Genomic DNA, 20,147 nt, shown 5'->3' with positions numbered 1-20,147 from the left:
TTTTCGTTTGCTGGCAGAAGGTTACAGAACCTTCTTCAGCTCTTCCTCAAGTTGCGGTACTGCTTCAAACAGATCCGCTACCAGGCCGTAATCGGCAACCTGGAAGATAGGTGCTTCTTCATCCTTGTTGATCGCAACGATCACCTTGGAATCCGACATACCGGCCAAGTGCTGGATAGCACCGGAGATACCCACCGCGATGTACAGCTGTGGCGCAACAATCTTACCGGTCTGACCTACCTGCATGTCGTTCGGTACAAAACCGGCGTCAACCGCAGCACGGGATGCACCCATACCAGCGCCCAGCAGATCAGCCACCTGCTCCAGCATTTTGAAGTTGTCGCCGTTCTGCATGCCACGACCACCGGAGATAACAATACCGGCACTGGCCAGATCAGGACGATCAGATTTGGCTTTCTCTTCGCCTACAAACGAAGACAGGCCTGCGTCTTTTACAACGTCCAGCTGCTCAACGGATGCAGAACCACCTTCAGCGGCTACAGGATCAAAGCCTGTCGGGCGCACGGTGATTACCTTGATGCTATCGCTGGTCTTGACCGTTGCGATGGCGTTGCCGGCGTAAATCGGACGAACGAAGGTGTCTGCGGATTCAACGCGAATGATGTCAGATACCTGGGCAACGTCCAGCAGCGCTGCAACGCGCGGCATGAAGTCTTTGCCTGTGGTGCCGGCAGAAGTCAGGATGTGGCTGTAGCCCTTACCCACTTCTGCAACCAGCTCGCCCAGATTCTCACCCAGGAAGTGACCGTATGCTGCGTTGTCGGCAACCAGTACCTTTGCAACGCCTTCCGCCTTGGCGGCAGCTTCTGCAACCGCGCCACAGTTTTCGCCGGCAACCAAGACATCAATGTCGCCACCGATGGCCTTGGCAGCCGCTACAACGCTCAGAGTCGCCTGCTTCAGGCTGCTGTTGTCGTGTTCAGCAATTACAAGGATGCTCATTTAGATCACCTTCGCTTCGTTCTTCAGTTTATCGACCAGCTCGGCTACGTCTGCCACTTTAATACCTGCTGAACGGGCAGCCGGTGCTTCCACTTTCAACGTGGTCAGGCGCGCAGCAATCTCAACACCCAGATCCGCCGGGCTCGTCACATCGAGTGGCTTCTTCTTGGCTTTCATGATGTTTGGCAGAGACGCATAACGTGGCTCGTTCAAACGCAGGTCGGTGGTTACCACCGCAGGGAGGTTCAGGGAAAGGGTCATCAGACCACCGTCTACCTCACGGGTAACATTTACTTTGTCGCCATCAACAACCACTTCAGACGCGAAGGTGCCCTGGCCCATGCCAGTCAGCGCAGCCAGCATCTGGCCGGTCTGGTTGTTATCAGTATCGATGGACTGTTTGCCGAGAATAACCAGTTTTGGCTCTTCCTTCTCAACCACGGCCTTTAGCAATTTGGCTGCGTCGAGGGACTGAACGTCCTCATCGGCTTCAATGTGGATACCACGGTCAGCACCCAGCGCCAAAGCAGTACGAATCTGCTCCTGGCAAGCTTTGGGACCAATGGAAACCACGACGATTTCGTTTGCAATGCCCTTTTCCTTCAGACGAACCGCTTCTTCAACAGCGATTTCGCAGAATGGGTTCATTGCCATTTTGACGTTGGCGAGATCAACACCAGTGTTATCCGGCTTGACGCGTACCTTTACGTTGTAGTCGATTACTCGTTTTACAGCGACCAGAACCTTCATAGATTCCTCGTTCTTCTACGATGGGTTAATGACTCTCAACCAAAAATACTCTAAGACAGGCCCTGTATGGGCGGGTGACAGAGCATTCTCGATTGCTGCGTCTCGGCAAGATACCGATAAACTGGTATACAAACCGAACGTTACAAACAGCGGCCTCGCACTGGGGCCATCCGTCACGGCGGACTAATACTGAAGGCAAAGATTAAATGGGTCAATAGTCCAGTTAGACGCGCCACGCATGTTTTCTGGGCCAATTAACCGGTACGGCGCCTGCTGCCAATGGCAGCATCACACGCTCCAGGCGGCTCAGAGCACTGAATTACAGCACAAATCTACAATGCCAAACCTTTGCCTAAAATTCAAACAAACGTTTGTTTGAATCCTTAAATACGTTATCCTTTAAGCGTATAAAGGCTGAGTATTCGCCTGTGGGTAGTCGTCTGGGCAAACATTTACCGGTATGATGGCGCCCCAGAATTTTAAAAAAGCCTACGGGCATACAATATCCATTAAAGATGTTTGAGGAGACCAACGTGGAACGCGAATCGATGGAATTTGATGTTCTTATCGTCGGCGGCGGCCCTGCTGGCTTGTCGGCAGCTTGCCGAGTGATGCAGCTGGCACAAGAGTCCGGCGAAGAACTGACGGTATGCGTAGTAGAAAAAGGTTCTGAGATCGGCGCGCACATTCTGGCCGGTACCGTATTTGAGCCCACCGCCCTCAACGAACTCTTTCCCGACTGGAAAGAAAAAGGCGCCCCACTGAATACTCCGGTTACCCGTGACGATATTTTCCTGCTGAAAAACCAGGATAAGGGAACCAAGATACCAAACGCATTTGTACCGAAGAACATGCACAACCACGGCAACTACATTATCAGCCTTGGTAACCTGTGCCGCTGGCTTGGCGAGCAGGCAGAAGCACTGGGCGTAGAAGTTTACCCGGGGTTTGCTGCAGCTGAGACGATTGTAGAAGATGGCCAGGTTAAAGGTATCATTACCGGTGACATGGGTGTTGCAGCCGATGGCTCGGAAAAAGAAGGCTACATGCCCGGCATGGAGCTTCGCGCCAAATACACACTGTTTACCGAAGGCTGTCGTGGACATCTCGGCAAGCGTCTGATTAAAGATTTCAAGCTCGACGAAGGCAAAGACCCTCAGCACTACGGTATCGGCATTAAAGAGCTGTGGGACATCGACCCAGCCAAGCATGAGCCAGGCCTTGTTGTACACACAACCGGCTGGCCCCTGACAGAAACCGGCTCTACCGGTGGCTCTTTCCTTTATCACCTTGAGAACGGCCAGGTATATGTTGGGTTGATTGCTGACCTTTCCTACAGCAACCCGCACATGAGCCCGTTTGAAGAATTCCAGCGACTCAAGCTGCACCCTGAATTCCGAAAGTATCTGGAAGGCGGCAAACGGGTTTCTTATGGCGCCCGTGCCCTGAGCAAGGGTGGATACAACGCTCTACCCAAGATGAGCTTCCCTGGTGGTCTGATATTGGGTTGCGATGCGGGCACATTGAACAGCTCCAAGATCAAAGGATCTCATACTGCTATGAAGTCAGGTCTTTTAGGCGCTGAAGCAGTATTTGAAGCACTCAAGAATGGCCAAACTGGTGAGGAAATTACCAGTTTTGCGGACCGCTTTGAAAAGAGCTGGCTGTATAAAGAGTTGTACGATGAGCGCAACTTCGGCCCGGCTATGCACAAGTTCGGTAACTTTATTGGTGGCGCAATTGCATTCTTTGAGCAGAACATTCTGCGCAGAAGCCTGCCTTTCACGCTGCGTGATTTGACGCCTGACTACGCTGCAATGAAGCCTGCAGCTGAGTGCAAAAAGATCACCTATCCCAAGCCGGATAACAAGCTGACCTTTGACCGCCTTACGTCGGTGTTTATTTCCAACACCAACCATGCGGAAAACCAGCCGGTTCACTTGAAGTTGACCGACCCTGACATTCCCATTAACCACAACCTGCCGAAGTACGATGAGCCTGCTCAACGTTACTGCCCTGCCGGGGTTTACGAAGTGGTTGAAAAGGATGATGGTAGCGGTAAGAGGTTCCAGATCAACGCCCAGAACTGTGTTCACTGCAAGACCTGTGATATCAAGGACCCTTCGCAGAACATCACCTGGGTAACGCCAGAAGGCGGCGGTGGTCCAAACTACCCCAACATGTAAGTTGGCTTGGTAGCTTGAAGCATCGATTTACCCGGTGCTTAAAAAGAACGGAGTTGCGACTGAAACCGCATCTCCGTTTTTTTATCACGGCATTACAGCACCACAAAAAAAGGGCCCCCTCAGGAGCCCTTCTTCAGAAACCGTTCCAACACTCTTAGTGAGCGTGGCCGTGTTCCTGTTCTTCTTCAGTGGCGTCACGCGCTTCGATGACTTCAACATCAAAGTGCAGAGTCTCGCCGGCAAGCGGGTGGTTCGCGTCGATGGTGACGGTCTCTTCGCTCACTTCCACAACACGTACAACCTGGGGGCCACCCGGGGTCTGCGCCTGGAACTGCATACCTGGTTCGATGGTGTCTACACCTTCAAACGCGGTACGTGGAACTGGCTGAACCAGCTCTTCGTTGATTTCGCCGTAGCCTTCAGCAGGCTCAACAGAAACTTTAACCTGGTCGCCTGCGCTCTTTTCGGTCAGAGCACTTTCCAGCCCGCCGATAATGTTTTGTGCACCTTCCAGATAAGACAGAGGCTCGCGACCTTCGCCACGGGAGGAGTCCAGCTCTTCTCCCTGGTTGTTGGTGAGCGTGTAGTGGATGGTAACAACGCGAGGTTGGGCCATGTGATCTCCTTGAGTGTCGCAATGACTGTTTGATTGATTAAGGGTAATCGAAAGTAATCATGAACAGCCAGACTGAACAGAGGGACTAACGACCACCGGGCCTCGTTTGAGAGCCAGGCTCGTAACAAGAGTGAAAACACAGTTTAACAAGTGACAGAGTGCGTTTTCCACCGTCATTTCTGGGGGCATGGCTAGGCTTTTCAACCGCCCTGCCCGATTTTGTAGAAATTTCCGTGGCTGAATACGCCCAGCACCGGTTTTCCATCGACGGTTTGCTCCACAACGTGCTCCGCCAGATCATAGTAAGCCGCTGTTACAAGGCGAGCATCGACACCATGGCGAACCCGCACTATGGGCCTGGGTTGATCGGATTCCTCATAGCTCCCGACTTCCAGGGGATGCTCTTCGCCAACTTCAATAGTTTCGCCCACGTTGGTGGTTAACTTCATGATCTGTTGCTCGCCGCTTCCCTCAACGGTGAGAGAGTGAGCAAGCAAAGGCGTATCCTCAACCTGAATCCGCCACTTCTCTACAGGCGTTACCAGGTAGTAGTGCCCGTCTTCTTCACGGCGGAGTATGGTTGAAAACAGCTTGACGATGGCTTCCCGGCTGATTGGTTCACCCTTATGAATCCATTCGCCATCACGGCTCACGCGCAGATCCATGTCTCCAGAAAGCTCCGGGTGCCATTTACCCAGCGGTGGATGGCTGAGGTTTTTTCCAGCTTTCTGCACTTGTTCAACAATATTGTCCGGGCTTTGGCTCATATCTCTGCTCCGTTAACCGGTAATTACAACCCACGCTGCCACTCGGCCCTGAGCGGCACTGCACCCGGGCTGGTGATGGCCAGGTTAACCTGATCCAGCAAGGCCTGCTTGTCGCGTCCCAGGGTCCCTTTGAGGATCAGGTAATTTGAGGCATGGTCGCTTCTGAATATGGTTCTATCGAGTTCAAGGTGTTCAAGAAAGGTTTTAATCTCCTCAAACAGGCCTTGCTGGGAAAGCGGTACAAAATCCGCACCAAACCCTTCACGGAAACGTGCTTCGCCCTGGGGAAAACTGACCACCAGAGTAGACAGGTAATCGGGCTGGGTTTCGTTGCACAGGGTTGCCGTGTTGATGGCATGTTGGCGGGAAAGAGTTTCGCCGCCTAAACCATTCAACACCATTACAGAGCTGGTTAGCCCCGCTTCACGAATTTTCACCAAGGCAGAGCGTGTTGATTCCCAGGTTTCACCTTTATTGATGCGGCGCAAGACTTCATCGTCCCCGGATTCCATACCTACATAGAGGATTTTAAGCCCCGCTTCCCGCAGCTGCTTTAGTTCTTCTACGGTTTTTTTGGCAAGATTTCTGGGTAGGCAGTAGCTGGCCACCCGCTGCAATTCCGGGAACGCTGCATTCAGCTCCCCCAGAATCTCCAATAGCCGCCGGGTCGGCAGCACCATGGCGTCACCATCTGCCAGAAATACTCGCTTTACGCCGCCAAGGCTTTTGGCAGCATTTTCAATATCCTTGCGGACATCCTCCGGCTTGCGGGCGCGAAATTTTTTCTGTGGCTGGGTGTACATTTCGCAGAAGGTGCACTTATTCCACGAACACCCATTGGTTACCGGCAGTATCAGCGATTTTGCTTCGCTGGGTGGCCGGAAAACGGGTTCAACATAATCAATAGGAAAGCTGTACATAATCTGTACTCAAACAATAGAAGTGACCCTGATCATAATTCAATCAGGGCAAAAACTGGGTTTTCAAGTCTGCGCAGCCAGGGCCTACAACGGGCATATCAAGAACCACTGCTTGCGACGTCATAAAGGGAATGCCCCGACGGTGCCCATCAACCAGCAATGTGGATAAGGCCCCTACCAGAGGCATATGCGATACCAGCATTAATGGCGAGTGTTTGCTTTCAAGCAGGGCGTTCAGGCAAACGCCGGGGTCGTCATCCGGCGTAATGAAGTCTTTCTCTTCCACGGGGCAGTTCAGGATTTCTGACACAATGGCCGCTGTTTGCCGTGCACGTATGTAGGGGCTGCTCCAGATAACTTCAGGGCGCCAAGGCGATGCGGCGATCTGCCTGGCGCACTGCGCAACCTGCTTGCGGCCCATTTCGGTGAGTGTTCGTTCCTGATCAAGCGAATGCCAGCCAGCCTCGCCATGACGCATAATGAGCAGATGCACAGTTAACCTCCAATAGTGGCTCCCGCATTACCCTTTACTTTTTATTCTGCGACTGTTCTCGGCAGTATGAACTCCACGTCGGAGTTCTGCACAGACATCATCAGTTTGTTGATCACGGCACTGATGGGAGCGTCTCCGTACAAAATCTCAAAAAGCCCGCGAACCAAGGGCATGTAGATCCCTAGCTCTTCAGCCCTTTCTTTCACCAGCTCCAGGGTGTAAATGCCTTCCGCTACCTGACCTAGCTCAGCCACTGCATCATCCAGCTTCTTACCCTGGCCTACAGCATGGCCAACCCGGAAATTTCTGCTTTTTGAAGAAGTGCAGGTAGCAATCAGATCACCTACGCCCGCAAGCCCCATAAAGGTCATCGGGTTTGCTCCAAGGCTGACAGCAAAGCGGCTCATTTCCGCAAGCCCGCGGGTAATCAGCATGGCCTTGGCGTTTTCACCCATATTCAAGGCGGAGGCTAAACCAGAAACAATGGCGTAGATATTCTTGAGCGCGCCCGCTAGTTCCACGCCATAGATATCCACGTTGGCATACACACGGAAGTACTCACACCCCAGAAGATCCTGAACCTTGTTTCTTACCTGGGGATCTTTGGCTGCAATCACCGTGGCGGTAAGCTCCCGGTTTGCAATTTCGTTCGCCAGGTTCGGGCCGCTTAGAACCCCAATGCGACACTGAGGGATCTCTTCCTGGAGAATTTCGCTCATGAGTTTGAAGCCATTGGCTTCTATGCCCTTGGTCAGGCTTACAACAATCTGTCCTTGGGGAAAGTTGCCACTGTTTTCTTTGATTACGGCACGGAACGCCTTGCTGGGGATGGCGACAAATACGATTTCCGCCTTGTTTACAGCGCTGCCCAGGTCCGTGGTTGGCAGTATATCGCCTTCAATTACAACATCTGGCATGTAACGGCTGTTGATGCCGGTTGTGCGGATTTCTTCAGCCTGGACCTCATCACGCATCCAGAAGTGCACCCGGTGACCATTTTCACCGAGTACTTTTGCCAGGGCAGAGCCAAAGCTGCCTCCTCCGAGAACCGCTACATCGTGCACCGGCTCTTCAGCCCCATGTTTTAGAGGCTCGTTTTGTTCAGGCATAGTTAGTCCGTCTATTTTGAATCAGGTTCGAATCCGTTGGGGCCCTGATGAGGCAAACACAGCGGCTCAGCTGGGTTCTTCGCACTCCAGAGCGCGAACAAGATTCTTGAACTCTTCCCGATTTTGGCTGTTCAGTCCCATAAGAACTTTATGAGCGGCCAATACCCTGTCACGCACGTCCTGCTCGCTCGCTCTCAATACAGGTATTTCTTCGAGTTCTTCGATGCGGGAGGCAGGCTCACGGACGATAATAAAGATCTTATCAAAGCCCATGGAGGTGATAATACGGGTAATATCCGGGTTGGTTGTAATAAGCGTAGGTAAGAATTGGCTTTGCTTTTGGGCGGCCATCGCAATTTTGGCGAGGAGGCCGAGGGTGGTACTGTCAATAATTTCAGTTTCCGTGAGATCAATCACCACGGTTTTGAAGTGCGGATCCAGAGTAATGGAATCAACCAGGTTATCCAGCGTGCAACAAAGGTTCAGCCGGATTTCTCCAATAAACTTAAGGACATAAATGCCCTGTTTTTCAGCCTGCAGGATCTTGTAACCAGCCATGTCTCTCACACTGCCACTATTTCAACGATGTGTTGTCTGACACTTTAACCGTATCAGTAACCGTCACTATACCGATATCGTCCGGCAACTCCGTGATCTCATCGAGCTTGAGAGCCTCGTTTAGAGATGCGACAGTGTGACGACCTCCAGATACGAGTTCAAGTAGTCTCTGCTCCTTTTCATCCAGACTCTTTTGCTGGATGACTTCAAGAATCCCATCTGAAAACAGAATCAGGTGGAAAGGTTTGTCCAGAGCAACGTCATACACTTCCCACTCAGGGTTTTCAAAGAGCCCTATTGGAAGGCCGCTACCTTCCAGAAATGCCGTTTCCCCGCCTTCAAATGAGAGCACCGGCATCGGGAAATGGGCTCCCACTGAATATCTTAACTTACGCTCGCTAAGGGATATGATACCAACAAACATCGTAACGTGTTTTCCCAGGCCGGTATCGAGCAGTTCAGAGTTAATTCGCTGCAGAAAGCGGTCAGGGTAAAGAATGTCGTCAGTAGAGCCACGACGAAGGTTGCGCTGCAACCGGTTACTCAGGTTTTTCAGCAGCACGGTCACGAATGCGGAGCTGGCACCATGGCCGGACACATCGGCAATATAGATCAGTGTCTTGTCTTCACTAAGAGGGAAGTAGTCGAGAAAGTCGCCACTAAGATAAAGAGAGGGTTTGATCAGATGGTCGACGAAAAGGCCACCGGTAAACTGCTCTTTCTCCGGCAACATGCGCATTTGAACCTTGCGTCCTGCCCTTTGATCGGCTCGCAATTCTGCAATGCCATCCCTCAGGTCGCGGTTGGCGTCTTCCAGCTCCTGACGATACAACTGATTAAGCCGACTCAACCTTACACGGTCGAGCAACTTGCGAATCACATCGCTCAGGGACTTTTTATCTTTAGCAAACGGCTTGAGGACAAAATCCGATGCGCCGGCACGAAGCGCGTCTACGACCTGTTTACTCGATTCAGTGGCTGAGAATGCAACGATGGGCGTTGGTGATTCAGCTTCGTCCAGCTGATCTGCCAGGCTCTCGATCTGAGGGGGCATGAGGTCTGCAAAGATAACATCGGGCATGCTATCTTCAATGACCGCACTTGCTGTGGCCAGATCATGATATCCCGACACGTAAAAGCCCCTGGTTTCAAGGTAGCGCGCAAGTTCGGCACGAGTCTTCTCGTCTGCATCAATGATCAGTATTCGAATGAGTAGGCGCCCGGTGCGCGAGGTCATGGCTGCTGCCCTAAACTACTAGCGATAAACGAAAATCGGCTTTTCAAAACCTATTTTGGCACGCCCCTGTGATATAACAAGGCCAGTTTCACGAAACCCGGAGATTCCTGCGAATGAGAAGTGCAGTAAATGACCTGTTAGGCGCTTATGACAAGCTGATAATGGATCCGGTTCACGGTGCAATTCCGTTATACCGTCATGAGGTGCAGGTGATTGACCACCCTCTTTTCCAGCGCCTGCGCAACATCTGCCAAAACGACATTCTCAGTCTGGTATTCCCCGGCGCAACACACTCCCGGTTTCTGCACAGCATTGGCGTGATGCACGTTGGCACGCGCATGTTCCGCTCAATGATCGACGCCTACCTGCGTGAGCGACAGCTTAGCAACCAGACCGACCTCAGCTTGAGCCAACTCGACGCCATTGATTACCTGGCCAAGACCATTCGAATGGGCTGCCTGCTTCATGACAGTGGGCACTCAAGCTTTTCCCATCAGTTCACCAAGGCACAGCGGATTCGTGATCTGATGAGCCGCCCTAGTCGCTTTGCCGACTTGTGGGAAGGCGTCGATTACTCTGCCTACCACAGCACCGAGCCAGAGGAACTGGAACACGAGCACTATTCCGTGCGGGTAGCGCACGATGTGCTCGCAGCGGTGGATATGGAAGGCGCCGGGCTCCATGCCGAAGATGTTATCGGCATTATGGAAACCACCGAGGTAACGCCCAGCGAGACCTTCTGCCGCCATGCCAGAACCTTCTGGGGGTTTATTGCAGGAGAAGATGCAGAAGCCGGGTCCTTGATCAGCGAGAATATTCCGCAGCTGGTGCTTGGCCTGCTCTCATCCATTGTATCCGGGGAAATTGATGCCGATCGCGCGGATTACATGCTCCGCGACGGGTTCCACTCGTCGGTAACCATCGGTGGGTTTAACCTCGATCACCTGCTCAGCAACCTGCGTATTGGATGGGACGAATCAGAACCCTGGCTTGGACTGGCTATTACCCAGAAAGGTTTGGGGGCGCTGGAGGACTTTGTATACAGCCGCTACCAGATGTACCGCAAGGTATACGCCCACAAAACAGCGCTGGGATTTGACTGGCTGTTACGTGAGGCCATCAACGAAGTTCTGGAGGATGCAGAGAGCTTTGAGTGGGTTGATACCTGCCTTAGCAACATGCGGTACTTTGCAGAACTCACTGACAACTTCTTTTGGGAAGCTTTCCGGAAGGTTGCCCGCCAGCGCCCCGACAGTTTTTCCTTCTGCATCGTCAACCGGGTAAAGCTGAACCACCTGGATACCCGGGAAGATCTGTCAGCCAGTGGCATTGCCAGCCACAGCGCCTGGCTGGCCGAAGCTATGGAATTGAATCCTGCCCACGTGGTGACTTGCTCAATGCGGGCTCGTTTTTCCAACATTCAGGATAACTTCAACGGCATAAAGGTATTGGTGCGGGACCCGGTGAACCGTACCCGCTCGCTGAAAAAGATTACCGATGTCAGTGCTTTTTTCAGCAAGTTCAGCGACGGAACCATCACCCACTTTTATACCCGCCCGGATTCCACCGTAGATGCCGCAAAAGGGATCACCGGCTAACTGGCTTTGCCGAGCAGGCAGATACCAAACCAGAGGCGCTGTCGAAAGCGCCTTCAACCCTGCCGCCGCAGAGCCAATCGCCCGCAAGGCCGATACCCTGCTCTTCAAACCAAAGGTGGCCCGGGTTGGCGCCACCTTCTGAGCGAGCATACAGCCAGCGGTGAGCGACTGAGTCGGTCGCTTTTGCATCCGATCCGGTCAGTTCCCGGAAGGCTGCGGTTAAATCTGCTGTTACCTGCTCCGGCGTTGCATCGACATTCTGTTCCGTCCAGTCAGCGTTTGCATGCAACACCCACCACACGCCTTTGTCCTCGGAATTTGCACTTTCACGCCCAGGTTTACTGGAGTTATTGGCCACCCAGTAAAGAGCGGGATGATCACACCGCATGCCAAGGTGGCGCGGCCATGGGTTTTCCTCAAACCTGACGGCCACAGCCCAGCAGGGTAAAACCCGGCTTACTGCATCATCAAGCTGTGCAGCCAATTCAGGCAAATTACTTTGCGCCAGCAAATCTCTGGCCTGGGCCGGTGGCGCGGTGATAATCACCTGATCGAATTGGCCCACCTGCTCTCCACCGGTATCCGAGAGTAACCAACCATCCCTGTTGCGAACAAGTTGTTCGATCCGGGTTTCTGCCACCACATTTACATGGGCCGCCAGCGCACGGGAAATAGCAGTCATTCTCGGCGTACCAACATAGCGGGGTTCCTCAGGAAACCCCTGCCACTGGCCTTGCTTGTTCTGAAACGCCAGATGACCCTTCCACGTGCCAAAGCTATTCTTCCCGGCATACTCTGTCAGAAATGGCAAAAAGTCGGGATTGCGGGCAGTGAAGTATTGGGCACCAACATCTGCGGAACCACCGGCAACCCGTTTGGCTGCGAGCCTGCCGCCGGGGCCTCGGCTTTTTTCAAACACTGTTACGTCGTGGCCCTTCTTTTTCAGTTTGATGGCGGCAGTTAAACCGGCAAGGCCTGAACCAACTATCGCGATACGGCGTATATCATTTTCAGAAATCGTCTGATTAAACATGGTTTATGGTGCATCCAATTACAGTGGTCAGAGCGTACAAACGAGCAAGCGACAGGGCCCGGGATTTCCGAACACCTCGCTGTACAGGTTCCATTCAGAGCAAAAGGGCAATCAGGGTATGACCCGAGTGCAAAATTTCTTCATCAATATTCAAAGATGGTTCGATTCCGACGCCGGATCGGATCACATAGATGCTAACTCCCGCGCCTTCAACGTTGTGCGCGTTATACCATTTCTGGCTTTGCACCTGGCCTGTTTACTGGCCTTCTACACCGGCGTTAGCGGGTTTGCAGCCGGTTTTGCCCTTGTGTTTTTCTGGCTAAGAATGTTCGCCATTACGGGATTCTATCATCGGTACTTTGCACACAAGACCTTTAAAACCAGTCGCGCAGCACAATTCATTTTTGGGGTGCTCGGTGCCAGTGCAGCTCAACGGGGGCCCCTTTGGTGGGCAGCGCATCACCGGCACCACCACCAGCATTCTGACCGGGAACAAGACCTGCACTCCCCTCATCACGGCGGTTTCTGGTGGGCCCATATGGGGTGGTTTACCTGTGATGCAGGCTTTATTACCGATGAAAAGCGCATACGCGACTGGCTGAAATTCCCTGAACTCAAACTTCTCAACCGTTTTGATGCGCTGGTGCCAGCTGCGTCTGCACTTTCGATTTACGGGCTAGGTGAAGCGCTAGCTGCCTGGGCACCGGAGCTTGGCACTAATGGTCTGCAGCTGCTGGTTTGGGGATTCTTCATTTCCACAGTGGCGCTGTTCCACGCAACGGTTTCCATCAACTCCCTCTCCCATGTGTGGGGTAAGCGCCGCTTTGAAACATCGGACGACAGCCGCAACAACTTCTGGCTGGCGCTGCTTACCCTCGGTGAAGGCTGGCACAACAACCACCATCGCTGGCCTCAATCTGTCCGCCAAGGATTCCGCTGGTACGAAATCGATGTGACCTGGTATGGGCTTTGGGCTTTATCGAAACTGGGCATCATTTGGGATTTGAACCCGATACCCAAACATATTCGGGAAGAAACCCGCCAGCGTGACCAAATCAGAAAGGTGCAGAAATGAAAATCGAAGTTGGCTGTCCCAACCCGGCCATGCCCGCGACACTGGAAGCGTTCAGGGTTTTGTTCAACCAACTGGACAAAGGTAACCTGCACAAGTTGCCTGCTGTGTACAGTGAGGACATACAGTTTCAGGACCCGCTTGGCGCTGTCGAAGGCCTTGATGCGTTAACCCATTACTTCGCCGGGGCCTATTCCAACGTAATCTCCTGCCAATTTGTTTTTGAAGATGCCGTGGTTCAGGACAGCTCTGCCACTATTCCCTGGGTAATGCTTTTACGCCACAAGCGCATTCGTGGCGGGCGTGAAATACAGGTTGCTGGCATCAGCCATGTGGCCGTGAAGTGCGGCAAAATCTGTTATCACCGGGATTATTTCGATGCGGGCCAGTTGCTGTATGAAAACCTCCCGGTGATTGGCAGGGTTGTTCGCTGGGTGAAGGGTTACGCAGGATGAGCGATCGCCTTAAAACCGTATCCAATATCTGGATCACCGGCGCCAGTTCCGGGATTGGCGAGTCTGTAACCCGGGCCCTCATACGCGGTGGGCACAGATTAATCGTTACCGGACGCCGTGTTGAACCCCTGGAGCAGCTTCAAGGTCTTGCAGCAGAAAGGATTGTTCCGGCAGTGGCAGACACAACCAGCAAAGAGGACTTGCAAGCCATAGCGCCAAATCTGGAATCCTTTGGCGATCTTAATATGGCCATACTCAATGCCGGTACTTGTGAATACCTCGATGTCGCCGATTACAACAGCGATGTTATTACCCGGAATGTTGAAACCAATGTGATCGGCACTGCGCGCTGTATTGACATTGCCTTGCCTGCACTGCGCCGTGCTCGCGCCAAAGACTTGCCAGCCACCCTGGTTATTGTAGGTTCTTCTGCCTGGTGGTTTCCATTCACCCGGGCAGAAGGCTATGGCGCATCCAAGGCTGCCTTGGCGTACTTCACCCAGAGCCTGCGAGCGGATCTTGCCGCAGAAGGAATTGATGTGGTGCTGGTATCTCCGGGGTTTGTAAAAACGCCCCTGACCGACCGCAACGATTTTCCTATGCCCTTTCTCGTCACTGCCGAAGAGGCCGCAGAACGGATTGTGAGCGGCCTTGCCAAGGGCCATAGCGAAATCGCTTTCCCCAAGCGCTTTACATGGATTTTGAAATGTCTGGGAGCCCTGCCCCAGTCACTGATTGACCGCATGGCCGCTTCCATGGCCCGCAAAAGCTCCAGCGAACAGGAAACCAATCAATGAACAACGAACGTCAGCGAATTGCCGTTATCGGTGCCGGTGTATCTGGCCTCACGGCTGCTTGGCTTCTGGCAGAAAAACACGATGTAGAAATCTTTGAAGCCAGCGATTACGCGGGTGGCCACACCAACACTGAATATGTGGAAGCAGACGGGCGAACCTGGCCGGTTAATACCGGTTTTATTGTGTTCAATGACTGGACCTACCCGAATTTCATGCGCCTGATGGAGCGCTTGGGAGTACCTTCCGAAGTCAGTGATATGAGCTTCAGCGTAGACAGTACTACCACGGGCCTGCAGTACAATGGTACCAGCCTGAATACGCTATTTGCCCAACGTAAAAACCTGTTCAATCTGCGATTCCTGAATATGGTTCGGGAGATTCTCCGGTTTAATAAAGAAACCCGCGCCGACATGGCGGCTGGAAATATCGAAAGCACTGAAACTCTGGGCGCCTACCTGAACCGCAACGGCTACTCCCGATACTTCCGGAACTACTACATTGTGCCCATGGGTGCAGCTATCTGGTCGGCGCCGGAAATTGTGTTGGAGCAGTTCCCGATCCGCTTTTTCCTCCAGTTCTTCAATAACCATGGCATGCTATCGGTTGACGACCGTCCCACCTGGCGGGTTATTTCCGGTGGTTCTGCCCAATATGTGAAAGCAATGATGGATCGACTTGGTGACTGCATTCGCCTGAATACACCGGTACAAGCTGTAAGCAGAAATGAGAGCGGCGTTACGGTAACGGCACAAGGGCAGGCCCACGAGTTCGATCAGGTCATATTTGCCTGCCATAGCGACCAGGCACTCAAGATGCTGACCGACCCCAGCGACCAGGAACGTGACATTCTGGGTGCCATTCCTTATCAAAAGAATGATGTGGTTCTGCACACTGACAGCAGCGTGCTCCCAAGCAACAAAAGAGCCTGGGCCGCGTGGAATTACCACATTCCAAAGCACAGCACCGAGCCGGTTTCGGTCACCTACAACATGAACATTCTGCAGAATTTTCATCAGGCCCCGGAGGTTTTCTGCGTCACCCTGAACCGCAGTCGTGACATCGCACCGGATAAGGTCATCAAGCGGTTCAACTATGCTCACCCTGTGTTTACCCTTGAAGCCGTTCAAGCCCAGGAGCGGTATGCAGACATTGGCAATAAAAACCGCACCCATTATTGCGGCGCATACTGGTTCAACGGTTTCCATGAGGATGGCGTGCGCAGCGCCCTGCGGGTAACGGGTGATTTTGGAGTGGAGCTCTGAACATGGGTAGCCAATGGTTACATGGCTCAATCCGACACCGGCGTTTGTATCCGGTTCGGCACGAGTTTGAATACCACACTGGCATGCTGGCGCTGGATACCGATGAGTGGCATCAGGTTGCCAATGTAAGCCCCTTCTTCTCGCTGGAACGCTTCAACTGGATGTCCCTGAGGCGCAAAGACTACTTCCGACCTGAGGCCGGTGACCTGTCAGAAGCGGTGCGGGATCAGGTAAAAGCGGCAACAGGCTGGTTTCCTGACGGGACGGTGGAGTTGATTACTCACCCCCGCTACGCCGGGTATATTTTCAACCCGGTGAGTTTTTACTTTTGCTATCGCACTGGCAAAAGTGGCGCCAACGGCGATGTTCCTGCTGTGATCATGGCGCAGATTACCAATACCCCCTGGCATGAGCGTCATGTGTATTGCCTGGAAACAACGGGCAGCGAGCCCAATTCTGCTGGCTGGCGCACAGAACAGTTCGGGTTCACCAAGCGCTTTCATGTGTCTCCCTTCAACGCCATGGCGCAACACTACGAATGGACATTCAGCTTTCGTGGGCCGGAGCTGAGAATTCACATGAACGTGCTGGAAGAAGGCAAAAAACATTTTGATGCCACCCTGGTAGTCCAGAGAGCCCCTCTCACACGTAAAACCCTTCATAAAAGTCTGCGCCAGTTCCCGGTGGAAGCATTCAAGGTTGCTGCCGGTATTTACTGGCACGCGCTGAAGCTGAAATTCAAGGGTGCGCCCTTCTACACCCACCCGGACAAACTCGCTGACAGTGACCCCGCCCACAGGCTGGGGAACACCGATCAGGGTGTCGATGTGACCAGCACAGGCGACTCAAACAAGACTCGAGGAAAGGTAAGCTCATGGAGAACATAAACACTTCGGCCACTACCAGTATCACCAGCTCGAAGGGCCGCTCTTCTCTGGTTACACGCGTTGCGCGCAACCTGGTTATCCAGCAGCTACGGCAACTGGAGGCAGGCACACTCACTATTCGCGAATCCGGCATGGACGACCTGATTTTTGGCGATGGCAACTCTGAACACCCACCGGCAGAGCTGATCGTACACCACCAAAGCACGTGGCGTGACCTGCTGACTGGCGGCAGCGTTGGCGCAGCTGAAGCCTACGTAGCGGGAGACTGGTCATCACCGGATCTTGTTGCCCTGCTCCGGTTCTTTACCCGCAACATAGACCGGATGAACGAATTTGAAGACAAATTCAGCTGGGTCACCAAGCCTGCGCTGAAAGGCTTGCACTGGCTGAACCGCAACACAAAAGATGGCTCCAGAAAGAACATCAGTGCCCATTATGATCTGGGCAACAATCTGTTCGAAACCTTTCTCGACCCCACCATGATGTATTCCTCTGCGATTTACCCCAGTGAGGAATCGACACTGGAGGAAGCCGCCGTTCACAAGCTTGACACCATCTGTAAGAAGCTGGACTTGCAGCCCGGCGACCGTGTGATCGAGATAGGCACCGGCTGGGGGGGCTTTGCCATTCACGCTGCCAAACATTACGGGTGTCACGTAACCACCACAACCATCTCCAAAGAGCAGCTGGAACTGGCACAAGCGCGGGTACGCAGCGAAGGCCTGGACGACAAAATCACCATGCTCTTCGATGATTATCGCGACCTGGAAGGCCAATTCGACAAGCTGGTTTCCATTGAGATGATCGAGGCCGTTGGACCGCAGTTTCTGGACAGCTATTTCAGCCAGATTAACGCCTTGCTGAAACCAGATGGCCTGGCCCTGATTCAGGCCATCAACATGCCGGAACAGCGTTACCAACGCGCCCTGAAAAATGTGGACTTTATCCAGCGTTTTATCTTCCCCGGGAGCTTTATCCCATCTTTCGGTGCCATTCTGGAATCGGTGCGTAATCAGTCAAACCTGGTACTCACCCATTCGGAAGATACCGGCTTTCATTATGCTCGCACGCTCCGGGACTGGTGTGACCGCTTTATGGCCAACCGGGACGCCCTCGAATCCATGGGTTACGACCAGGCCTTTCGCAAGTTCTGGAACTTCTACTTCGCCTATTGCGAAGCAGGGTTCAGCGAGCGGGCTATCGGAGTATCACAGTTGGTTTTCGCCAAGCCCGGCAATAAGCGGCAGAACATACTGAGTGTATGATTACTTCAGAAGCTGCTCGTAATATACTGAACTTCTTACTCTTTCAGATCGGTTGGTTTACCTGTGTTGTGTATCCCGATCTGATGGGGCCCTTGGTGGTCGTGGCGTTTCTGGTTATCCATTTTGTGCTGGTGAGCCAGCATCGCTTTACGGAATTGCAATTTATCGGGCTGGGGGTCCTTGTTGGCTCCCTGCTTGATGGCCTTTGGCTCAATGCCGGCATTCTGACTGATGGCAACACAGGCGATGAACACCTGATTACACCTGTGTGGCTGGTGGCTATCTGGGCAATCTTCATGACCACCCTCAGCCATTCCCTGAACTGGATCAGTCGCAAAGTCTGGCTGGCCTTTGTGTTTGCGCCCATTGCAGGTCCACTCGCCTATTGGTCGGCAAGTAAACTGGGAAATGTAGCCCTTCCGGACTTGCCGCTCTCCCTGGCAGCCTTGGCTCTGGGCTGGTTTGTAGTGTTTCCGTTGTTACTGTTCTTTCGCAAGTCACTCTACCCGGAGCTTGTGTAGATGACTCGGACAGGAACAACTGTTGCTGCTGCGATTGTTCTGGCCGCCTTGGCAGCACCAGCATCTGCTGGTCTGTTTGAGTTTACCGGGGAGGCGGAATCCAGCACTGGAGAAGCGCTATATGAGGAACGGCACCGCATTGAAGGTTCTTGTAAAGCCGGAGTGTTCCAGCCTCTGGAGCATAGGGTTGTCTATATCCGCCGAGCTGAAAGTAATCGCCACCCTTTCGCTGAAAAGCGCCTCGATTACCGCTCTTCTCTTTTGCGCCCAGTGGTGAAATATCAACAGCCAGACTTTAAAGAGTCGCTTGAAATTACCTACCCGGCTTCAGATTCTGCGGCGATTGTGTGGCAGCAGCCCGGGGGAGAAATCAAACAGTCCAATTTAGGGGGTTCGAACGATCTGGTGGTGGATGCCGGCTTTGACAACCTGGTACGCCAGAACTGGCATAAGCTTACCAATGGTGAATCCGTAAAATTCCGGTTCTTGGCACCCACCCGTGGAACGGATTACGCCTTTATACTGGAGCCTGCTCAAAACCTTTCAATAGAGGCCGATCATCTGGTGCAAATCCGCCCGGAAAGCCTTGTTCTGAAATTCCTGGTGGATCCTATTGTTCTTGGCTACAACAACAAAGGCGCTCTCACAGCCTACTCGGGCCTTACCAACGTGCGCGAGAACGCTGACCAAAACCACACTGCGACCATCCATTATGAAGTGAACAACTATCCGGAATGTGACCTCATTCCCTGAAACTGCCGTCTCCAGGGACGCAGCTCAGCGGTTTCAATGTGGTAAACTCCTGCGGCAACCAACGCCGGAGAGTTTTTAGTCATGATGTTTGTGTCTTTTAACGTCAACAGTATACGTACCCGCCTGCACCAGCTTGAAGCGCTGATTGAAAGCCATAACCCCGACTTTATCGGCCTTCAGGAAACCAAGGTAAGAGATGAAGAATTCCCGGTTGAGGCCATTCGTGAACTGGGCTACCACGTGCATTTCCACGGCCAGAAAACCCACTACGGTGTTGCCTTATTGTCACGCATGGAGCCAGATCAGGTTACTAAAGGCTACCCTGGAGATGACGAAGACGCCCAGCGCCGCATGATTACCGGCCAGTTCACAATTAATGGGCAAAAGCTCACTGTTCTCAACGGTTATTTCCCCCAAGGCGAGAGCCGCGACCACCCCATCAAGTTTCCAGCCAAAGAAAAGTTTTACGCAGATTTGATGGCCTATCTGGACGAGCTTAACGATCGGGACGGCCACGTGGTGATCATGGGTGACATGAACATTTCTCCCACCGATAAAGATATCGGTATTGGCCCAGACAACGCAAAGCGGTGGCTGCGTACCGGCAAATGCTCGTTCCTTCCGGAAGAGCGTGAATGGCTGGCCCAGGTTGAGGCTCGAGGTTACACCGATGTGTTTCGCCACCTGTACCCTGATGAGGCACAAACCTTCAGTTGGTTTGATTACCGCAGTAAAGGGTTTGAACGGGAGCCCAAACGGGGTCTGCGTATTGACCTGATCATGGCCAGCGACGGCCTGTTAACGAAAGCAAAGGAAGCTGGCGTGTCTTACGAGTTCCGTGGCATGGAGCGGCCATCCGATCACTGCCCGGTATGGGCTACATTTGACCTCTGATACCTGGCCGG

Annotated in this window: 21 protein-coding genes; 11 read left to right on the top strand and 10 right to left on the bottom strand. The window is 53.0% G+C overall.

Annotation, left to right across the window (positions count from 1 at the left end; genetic code table 11):
* Nucleotides 1-21: 21 nt before the first annotated feature.
* Entirely contained in the window at nucleotides 22-963 is a 942-nt protein-coding gene (locus RKA07_RS10600; RefSeq protein WP_200200708.1) for an electron transfer flavoprotein subunit alpha/FixB family protein, read from the bottom strand.
* Nucleotides 964-1,713 carry an electron transfer flavoprotein subunit beta/FixA family protein gene (locus RKA07_RS10595; RefSeq protein WP_200369560.1) on the bottom strand — a complete coding sequence of 250 codons (750 nt, stop codon included), beginning with the start codon at nucleotides 1,711-1,713 and terminating at the stop codon, nucleotides 964-966. It abuts the gene before it with no gap.
* 533 nt (nucleotides 1,714-2,246) lie between these two features.
* Here RKA07_RS10595 and RKA07_RS10590 point away from each other — a divergent pair.
* On the top strand, nucleotides 2,247-3,899 hold the full coding sequence (locus tag RKA07_RS10590; protein ID WP_310966304.1) for an electron transfer flavoprotein-ubiquinone oxidoreductase: 1,653 nt from the start codon (nucleotides 2,247-2,249) through the stop codon (nucleotides 3,897-3,899).
* 154 nt (nucleotides 3,900-4,053) lie between these two features.
* Here RKA07_RS10590 and RKA07_RS10585 read toward each other — a convergent pair whose 3' ends face one another.
* From RKA07_RS10585 to RKA07_RS10555, 7 genes are all read right to left on the bottom strand, one after another.
* Nucleotides 4,054-4,515, bottom strand: coding sequence for an FKBP-type peptidyl-prolyl cis-trans isomerase (locus RKA07_RS10585; protein ID WP_310966303.1), 462 nt, complete (start codon nucleotides 4,513-4,515; stop codon nucleotides 4,054-4,056).
* Between the two features lie 200 nt (nucleotides 4,516-4,715).
* Nucleotides 4,716-5,282, bottom strand: coding sequence for a DUF1285 domain-containing protein (locus tag RKA07_RS10580; RefSeq protein WP_310966301.1), 567 nt, complete (start codon nucleotides 5,280-5,282; stop codon nucleotides 4,716-4,718).
* 23 nt (nucleotides 5,283-5,305) lie between these two features.
* Complete coding sequence (locus RKA07_RS10575) at nucleotides 5,306-6,202, bottom strand: radical SAM protein (RefSeq protein ID WP_310966300.1); 897 nt, start codon at nucleotides 6,200-6,202, stop codon at nucleotides 5,306-5,308.
* 43 nt (nucleotides 6,203-6,245) lie between these two features.
* A complete protein-coding gene (sixA, locus tag RKA07_RS10570; protein ID WP_200369553.1) occupies nucleotides 6,246-6,695 on the bottom strand; it encodes a phosphohistidine phosphatase SixA in 450 nt (149 codons plus the stop codon).
* A 41-nt stretch (nucleotides 6,696-6,736) separates the two neighbouring features.
* Nucleotides 6,737-7,804 carry an NAD(P)H-dependent glycerol-3-phosphate dehydrogenase gene (locus RKA07_RS10565; protein WP_310966299.1) on the bottom strand — a complete coding sequence of 356 codons (1,068 nt, stop codon included), beginning with the start codon at nucleotides 7,802-7,804 and terminating at the stop codon, nucleotides 6,737-6,739.
* A 66-nt stretch (nucleotides 7,805-7,870) separates the two neighbouring features.
* Nucleotides 7,871-8,362, bottom strand: coding sequence for an STAS domain-containing protein (locus RKA07_RS10560; RefSeq protein ID WP_200200716.1), 492 nt, complete (start codon nucleotides 8,360-8,362; stop codon nucleotides 7,871-7,873).
* Between the two features lie 16 nt (nucleotides 8,363-8,378).
* Nucleotides 8,379-9,599 carry a PP2C family protein-serine/threonine phosphatase gene (locus RKA07_RS10555; RefSeq protein ID WP_310966298.1) on the bottom strand — a complete coding sequence of 407 codons (1,221 nt, stop codon included), beginning with the start codon at nucleotides 9,597-9,599 and terminating at the stop codon, nucleotides 8,379-8,381.
* Nucleotides 9,600-9,712: 113 nt separating this feature from the next.
* Here RKA07_RS10555 and RKA07_RS10550 point away from each other — a divergent pair, with 113 nt between their 5' ends.
* Nucleotides 9,713-11,197 (top strand): HD domain-containing protein, encoded by a 1,485-nt coding sequence (locus RKA07_RS10550; RefSeq protein ID WP_310966297.1) that lies wholly within the window; start codon nucleotides 9,713-9,715, stop codon nucleotides 11,195-11,197.
* Here RKA07_RS10550 and RKA07_RS10545 read toward each other — a convergent pair.
* Complete coding sequence (locus RKA07_RS10545) at nucleotides 11,187-12,230, bottom strand: NAD(P)/FAD-dependent oxidoreductase (RefSeq protein ID WP_200369550.1); 1,044 nt, start codon at nucleotides 12,228-12,230, stop codon at nucleotides 11,187-11,189. The genes RKA07_RS10550 and RKA07_RS10545 overlap by 11 nt on opposite strands.
* Before the next feature lie 118 nt (nucleotides 12,231-12,348).
* Here RKA07_RS10545 and RKA07_RS10540 point away from each other — a divergent pair, with 118 nt between their 5' ends.
* From RKA07_RS10540 to xthA, 9 genes are all read left to right on the top strand, one after another.
* On the top strand, nucleotides 12,349-13,305 hold the full coding sequence (locus tag RKA07_RS10540; RefSeq protein ID WP_200369549.1) for an acyl-CoA desaturase: 957 nt from the start codon (nucleotides 12,349-12,351) through the stop codon (nucleotides 13,303-13,305).
* A complete protein-coding gene (locus tag RKA07_RS10535; protein ID WP_227714612.1) occupies nucleotides 13,302-13,757 on the top strand; it encodes a nuclear transport factor 2 family protein in 456 nt (151 codons plus the stop codon). Before RKA07_RS10540 ends, RKA07_RS10535 begins: the two co-directional genes overlap by 4 nt.
* The gene (locus RKA07_RS10530; protein ID WP_200369548.1) at nucleotides 13,754-14,554 is read left to right on the top strand and encodes an SDR family NAD(P)-dependent oxidoreductase; all 801 of its coding nucleotides are present in this window, start codon (nucleotides 13,754-13,756) and stop codon (nucleotides 14,552-14,554) included. The genes RKA07_RS10535 and RKA07_RS10530 overlap by 4 nt, the downstream gene beginning before the upstream one ends.
* Entirely contained in the window at nucleotides 14,551-15,816 is a 1,266-nt protein-coding gene (locus RKA07_RS10525) for an NAD(P)/FAD-dependent oxidoreductase (protein WP_200369547.1), read from the top strand. The genes RKA07_RS10530 and RKA07_RS10525 overlap by 4 nt, the downstream gene beginning before the upstream one ends.
* Before the next feature lie 2 nt (nucleotides 15,817-15,818).
* Nucleotides 15,819-16,703, top strand: coding sequence for a DUF1365 domain-containing protein (locus tag RKA07_RS10520; RefSeq protein WP_200369546.1), 885 nt, complete (start codon nucleotides 15,819-15,821; stop codon nucleotides 16,701-16,703).
* Nucleotides 16,691-17,968 carry an SAM-dependent methyltransferase gene (locus tag RKA07_RS10515; protein ID WP_200369545.1) on the top strand — a complete coding sequence of 426 codons (1,278 nt, stop codon included), beginning with the start codon at nucleotides 16,691-16,693 and terminating at the stop codon, nucleotides 17,966-17,968. The genes RKA07_RS10520 and RKA07_RS10515 overlap by 13 nt, the downstream gene beginning before the upstream one ends.
* The gene (locus tag RKA07_RS10510) at nucleotides 17,965-18,489 is read left to right on the top strand and encodes a DUF2878 domain-containing protein (protein ID WP_200369544.1); all 525 of its coding nucleotides are present in this window, start codon (nucleotides 17,965-17,967) and stop codon (nucleotides 18,487-18,489) included. The genes RKA07_RS10515 and RKA07_RS10510 overlap by 4 nt, the downstream gene beginning before the upstream one ends.
* Nucleotides 18,490-19,242 carry a hypothetical protein gene (locus RKA07_RS10505; protein WP_310966296.1) on the top strand — a complete coding sequence of 251 codons (753 nt, stop codon included), beginning with the start codon at nucleotides 18,490-18,492 and terminating at the stop codon, nucleotides 19,240-19,242.
* Between the two features lie 81 nt (nucleotides 19,243-19,323).
* Complete coding sequence (gene xthA / locus RKA07_RS10500) at nucleotides 19,324-20,136, top strand: exodeoxyribonuclease III (protein ID WP_200200727.1); 813 nt, start codon at nucleotides 19,324-19,326, stop codon at nucleotides 20,134-20,136.
* The last annotated feature ends 11 nt before the right edge of the window (nucleotides 20,137-20,147 follow it).

The sequence above is a fragment of the Marinobacter xiaoshiensis genome (assembly GCF_031631795.1).
GTDB lineage: Bacteria > Pseudomonadota > Gammaproteobacteria > Pseudomonadales > Oleiphilaceae > Marinobacter > Marinobacter xiaoshiensis.
This window is presented reverse-complemented; position numbering and strand designations above follow the sequence as displayed.

Coding starts and splice junctions, on each gene's coding strand:
- RKA07_RS10600 (WP_200200708.1), bottom strand. CDS start 963: ATGAGCATCCTTGTAATTGCTGAACACGACAACAGCAGCCTGAAGCAG.
- RKA07_RS10595 (WP_200369560.1), bottom strand. CDS start 1,713: ATGAAGGTTCTGGTCGCTGTAAAACGAGTAATCGACTACAACGTAAAG.
- RKA07_RS10585 (WP_310966303.1), bottom strand. CDS start 4,515: ATGGCCCAACCTCGCGTTGTTACCATCCACTACACGCTCACCAACAAC.
- RKA07_RS10580 (WP_310966301.1), bottom strand. CDS start 5,282: ATGAGCCAAAGCCCGGACAATATTGTTGAACAAGTGCAGAAAGCTGGA.
- RKA07_RS10575 (WP_310966300.1), bottom strand. CDS start 6,202: ATGTACAGCTTTCCTATTGATTATGTTGAACCCGTTTTCCGGCCACCC.
- RKA07_RS10565 (WP_310966299.1), bottom strand. CDS start 7,804: ATGCCTGAACAAAACGAGCCTCTAAAACATGGGGCTGAAGAGCCGGTG.
- RKA07_RS10560 (WP_200200716.1), bottom strand. CDS start 8,362: ATGGCTGGTTACAAGATCCTGCAGGCTGAAAAACAGGGCATTTATGTC.
- RKA07_RS10555 (WP_310966298.1), bottom strand. CDS start 9,599: ATGACCTCGCGCACCGGGCGCCTACTCATTCGAATACTGATCATTGAT.
- RKA07_RS10550 (WP_310966297.1), top strand. CDS start 9,713: ATGAGAAGTGCAGTAAATGACCTGTTAGGCGCTTATGACAAGCTGATA.
- RKA07_RS10545 (WP_200369550.1), bottom strand. CDS start 12,230: ATGTTTAATCAGACGATTTCTGAAAATGATATACGCCGTATCGCGATA.
- RKA07_RS10540 (WP_200369549.1), top strand. CDS start 12,349: ATGACCCGAGTGCAAAATTTCTTCATCAATATTCAAAGATGGTTCGAT.
- RKA07_RS10535 (WP_227714612.1), top strand. CDS start 13,302: ATGAAAATCGAAGTTGGCTGTCCCAACCCGGCCATGCCCGCGACACTG.
- RKA07_RS10530 (WP_200369548.1), top strand. CDS start 13,754: ATGAGCGATCGCCTTAAAACCGTATCCAATATCTGGATCACCGGCGCC.
- RKA07_RS10525 (WP_200369547.1), top strand. CDS start 14,551: ATGAACAACGAACGTCAGCGAATTGCCGTTATCGGTGCCGGTGTATCT.
- RKA07_RS10520 (WP_200369546.1), top strand. CDS start 15,819: ATGGGTAGCCAATGGTTACATGGCTCAATCCGACACCGGCGTTTGTAT.
- RKA07_RS10515 (WP_200369545.1), top strand. CDS start 16,691: ATGGAGAACATAAACACTTCGGCCACTACCAGTATCACCAGCTCGAAG.
- RKA07_RS10510 (WP_200369544.1), top strand. CDS start 17,965: ATGATTACTTCAGAAGCTGCTCGTAATATACTGAACTTCTTACTCTTT.
- RKA07_RS10505 (WP_310966296.1), top strand. CDS start 18,490: ATGACTCGGACAGGAACAACTGTTGCTGCTGCGATTGTTCTGGCCGCC.
- xthA (WP_200200727.1), top strand. CDS start 19,324: ATGATGTTTGTGTCTTTTAACGTCAACAGTATACGTACCCGCCTGCAC.